Genomic DNA, 3,683 nt, shown 5'->3' with positions numbered 1-3,683 from the left:
CTTCTTGTCACGACCGTGGGCATGCACCCCTACTCCTACCCGGAGCGACCCTCGGGGGAGTCGGACTGGAACGCCTTCGGCCAGATGTCACAGATGACCGCCCTCATGGACGAGTACGGGGACACGGACAAGCAGATCTGGGTGACGGAGATCGGCGCCCCCTCCGACGGCGACCGCGGGGTGGGGGAGTCGGGACAGGCGGACCTCATCGCCGAGGCCCTGGACCTGATCGGGGAGGATCCCCGGATCGGGCGGGCCTACCTCTACACCATGTACGACATCGATCTGGGCCGGCGGAACCCGGAGTCGTATTTCGGGTTGTTCCACGCCCCGGGGGAGCCGAAGGAGATCGCCCGCCGCCTGGCGGAGGGGGCGACCGTCTGCGGTTTTCCGGGCATGTAACGATTCTGTTACCGTACGCCGATAGACCCTAATGACACTGCAACGTTGACCACGGCATCACTGCCCGAAAAGGAGCTCCCCATGCTGAGCCTCGCACTCGACCTCTCCGGCGACATCATCAACATCGTCGTCATGATCGTCAACCAGATCCTCCACTCGATCGGCTAACCCAGCCTGACCGCGTGCACCTACGCCGTCGTCTCCCGGACTCCGGGGGCGGCGGCGTTCGTGCGTCCGGACCGGCGCCCCGCGATCAGGCGCCACCCGAGCAGCAGCAGGCCGGACATGATCGTGGCCACGAGGATGAAGGACCAGTGCGGCAGCTCGCCGTTGCGCAGGCTCCAGATGCCCAGGCCGACCAGCACCGTGATCACCCAGGTGCCCACGCCGGCGGGGGCGATGCGGGCGGCGTCCCAGCGGGCGACGGCCCCGATGAGGGCGGCGGCGCCGACGCCGAGGAGGAAGGGCCACAGGGTGGATGCCCAGCCGCCGACGGTGAGCGGCATCTCGTCGGTCTGGTGGGCGACCCGGGCGAGGAAGGCGAACACGGCGATGGCGACGACGTCGAGAAGCAGGGCGGTGATCCGGTTCATGCCGCCTACTCTAGTGGTCCTGTGTGGCGCGGGCCGTCACACCCCGGCGGGCGTAGTGCAGGGCGTAGACCACCCAGCCGACAGCGGTGACGAGGGCGAAGGAGATGAGACGGTAGATGATCGCGGCGCCGGTGGCGTCGACGGCGGTCATGCCGGAGGCCACGAGCGTGGCGATGATCGTCGCCTCCACCGTGCCCAGCCCACCCGGGGTGACCTGGGCGGAGCCGGCGATCTTCGCGGTGGTGTAGGCGAGCAGCACACCCATGACGGTGGTGTGGTCGGGCTCGGCCTCCAGCCACGGCAGATCGCCGGTGACGGCCCAGATGCACGCCCACAGGGACAGGGCGTCGAGCAGCCGGTTGGCCAGGGACCAGCCGGCGGCGACGGTGAAGCGGGTGCGGGACAGGTGCACCGTCTCCAGCTGGTGGATCTGGTCCAGTGCCGTCTCCAGCCCGGCATCGGGGTCACGGCGCAGCAGGCGGTTGACCCGGGGCAGCAGGCGTCGGGCCCACCCCTCGAGGCGCTGGGGGTGGCGGGCGGCCCAGTACACCGCGCCGGCCAGCGCGATCATGGCGACGAAGGTGACCACGAGCGACCACACGCTGAATTTCGCGCCGAGGAAGAGGACGGCGGAGCCGCCGATGAGGACGAGCCACATCGTGGACAACGCCGAGGACAGCAGGAAGAACCAGCCGCACAGGATGACGCTCGCGCCCCAGCCACGCTGCACCTGGAAGGTGAGGATCGCGGAGAAGGCCGGCCCGCCCGGCAGGGTGGTGGACCACGAGTTGGAGGCCAGGGTGATCGCGGTGGTCTCCCGTAGGGGGACGCGGGTGCCGCCGGCGCCCATGAGCAGGCGCATGACCTCCGCCATGGCCACCAGCGCGGCACCGGAGGCCACGAGGACGAGGAGGACACCGGCGGGGTCGGCGTCGCGCAGACGCCGGACACCGTCGGCGATGAACGGCATCTGGTCGCGGAACGCCACGCCGAGCACGATGAGCACGGCCAGCGGCGCCAGCCATCTCACCCAGCGGTTCGCCGCCACCTGCCGGAGAAACCGCATCCGGTCAACGCTCCAGCCGCTTGGTGTCCCTGTCCGCCTGCAGTCGGCGCATGAGCTCGGCGAAGGGCACCAGTTCCTCGTCCTCACTCGTGGTGCGCCCACCGCGGGCGGCCTCGGACTCGTCGACCACGACGGCGTCGTCAAGCAGGAGCTCACCCTCGTGGATCTGCTGCTGCGTATCGACGTCCGCGTGCCTCGGCACCGGCTCCTCCCGCACCGGCTCCTCCCGCACCGTCTCCTTCGGCGCGGTGTCCTCCGGCTCCGGGTCCACCGGTGTGTGCACGGGGGCGGGGGAGGGCGCAGGTGCCGGGGCCTGGGTGGGCGTCGACCCGTGGCCGAGCCGGGCGTACGCCTTCTTGACGATGCCCGGCGCCCACCAGTTGTCCTCGCGCAGCAGATGCATGACGGCGGGGACGAGCATCATGCGGATGATGGTGGCGTCGATGGCCAGGGCGAAGATCATGCCGAAGGCGATGTACTTCATCATGACGATCTCGGAGAAGCCGAACGCGCCGGCGACGACGATCATGATGAGCGCTGCGGCGGTGATGATGGAACCGGTGTGCGCGGTGCCGTACTTGATGGCGTCGTCCGTGGTGTCCCCCCGGTCGCGTGCCTCCACCATCCGGGAGACAAGGAAGACCTCGTAGTCCGTGGACAGGCCGTAGACGATGGCGACGATGAGCACGAGCACCGGCGACATCAGCGGGCCCGGCGTGAAGTTGAACAGGTCCGCGCCGAGACCGTCGACGAACATCGCGGTGAGGATGCCCAGGGTCGCGCCGAGACCGAGGACCGTCATGATGATGGCCTTGGCCGGCAGGATGAGCGAACCGAACACCAGCGCCATGAGGATGAACGTGGCCACGATGATGTACAGCGCCATCCACGGCAGCTTCTCCAGGAGGGCCTCGATGGACTCGATCTCCATCGCCGGGGTGCCGCCGATGTAGGCGGTGACCCCCTCCGGCACGTCGATGTCGCGCAGCTGCTCCACTACGTCCCGGTTGAGGTCGCGGTCCTCGATGCCCGCGGAGAGCACCGTCGTACCGTCGACGGTGCCCGAGTCCGGGGTGAACGGTGACGACAGGCCGGTGATCTCCCGGGTCTGCATGTAGATGTCCACCAGCTGCTGCTCATCCGCGCCGGTGACCACGAGCTTGACCGGTTCGGTGCGGAAGGCGGGGAAGTTCTCGTTGAACTCGTCCTGCGCGACGCGGGTGTCATTGTCCGGCGGCAGGTAGGTCTCGTTGATGCCGCCGAAGGTGATGCCGGTCAGCGGGATGGTCAACGCGATGAGCAGGCCCGCGACACCGACGGTGACCAGCTTGGCGTGCTTCATCGCCCACGCCGGAATCCGGAACCAGACGGTGTCCTCCAGGCGGCGGGCGGTGCGTTTGGTCCGCCGAATGGCCCACTTGTCGATGTTGTGGCCGAGCATGCCGAAGAGAGCCGGCAGCACCGTTACCGACAGCAGTGCCGCCAGGCCGACGGCCGAGATGGCGCCGTAGGCGACCGACTTGAGGAAGGCCTGCGGGAAGACGAGCAGCCCCGACAGTGCCACGGCGACCATCGCCGCCGAGAACACCACCGTCTTGCCCGCCGTGGCCGTCGTCGTGGCC

At 69.0% G+C, this 3,683-nt stretch carries 5 protein-coding genes; 2 read left to right on the top strand and 3 right to left on the bottom strand.

Features of this window, described 5'->3' with window-relative positions:
- Positions 1 to 402 (top strand): hypothetical protein (locus ACHFFZ_RS02230; protein ID WP_394275037.1); only part of this gene is annotated, 402 nt, incomplete at its 5' end.
- Between the two features lie 45 nt (positions 403 to 447).
- Positions 448 to 570 carry a hypothetical protein gene (locus ACHFFZ_RS02225; protein WP_394275036.1) on the top strand — a complete coding sequence of 41 codons (123 nt, stop codon included), beginning with the start codon at positions 448 to 450 and terminating at the stop codon, positions 568 to 570.
- Between the two features lie 20 nt (positions 571 to 590).
- On the opposite strand, the gene ACHFFZ_RS02220 is transcribed toward ACHFFZ_RS02225, so the two are convergent.
- The 3 genes from ACHFFZ_RS02220 to ACHFFZ_RS02210 all read right to left on the bottom strand — a co-directional run.
- Positions 591 to 995 (bottom strand): DUF3054 domain-containing protein, encoded by a 405-nt coding sequence (locus ACHFFZ_RS02220; protein WP_394275035.1) that lies wholly within the window; start codon positions 993 to 995, stop codon positions 591 to 593.
- Between the two features lie 10 nt (positions 996 to 1,005).
- Positions 1,006 to 2,061 (bottom strand): YbhN family protein, encoded by a 1,056-nt coding sequence (locus tag ACHFFZ_RS02215; protein ID WP_394275034.1) that lies wholly within the window; start codon positions 2,059 to 2,061, stop codon positions 1,006 to 1,008.
- A 4-nt stretch (positions 2,062 to 2,065) separates the two neighbouring features.
- The coding region (locus ACHFFZ_RS02210; protein WP_394275033.1) for an MMPL family transporter at positions 2,066 to 3,683 on the bottom strand (1,618 nt) is incomplete at its 5' end.

This window comes from Luteococcus sp., assembly GCF_043424415.1.
GTDB lineage: Bacteria > Actinomycetota > Actinomycetes > Propionibacteriales > Propionibacteriaceae > Luteococcus.
Note: the sequence above shows the minus strand (reverse complement) of the source record. Positions and strands in the feature narration are given on the sequence as shown.

What these genes read in the sequence shown, in the direction of transcription:
- ACHFFZ_RS02215 (WP_394275034.1), bottom strand. Translation starts at nt 2,061, where the DNA reads ATGCGGTTTCTCCGGCAGGTGGCGGCGAACCGCTGGGTGAGATGGCTG.
- ACHFFZ_RS02220 (WP_394275035.1), bottom strand. Translation starts at nt 995, where the DNA reads ATGAACCGGATCACCGCCCTGCTTCTCGACGTCGTCGCCATCGCCGTG.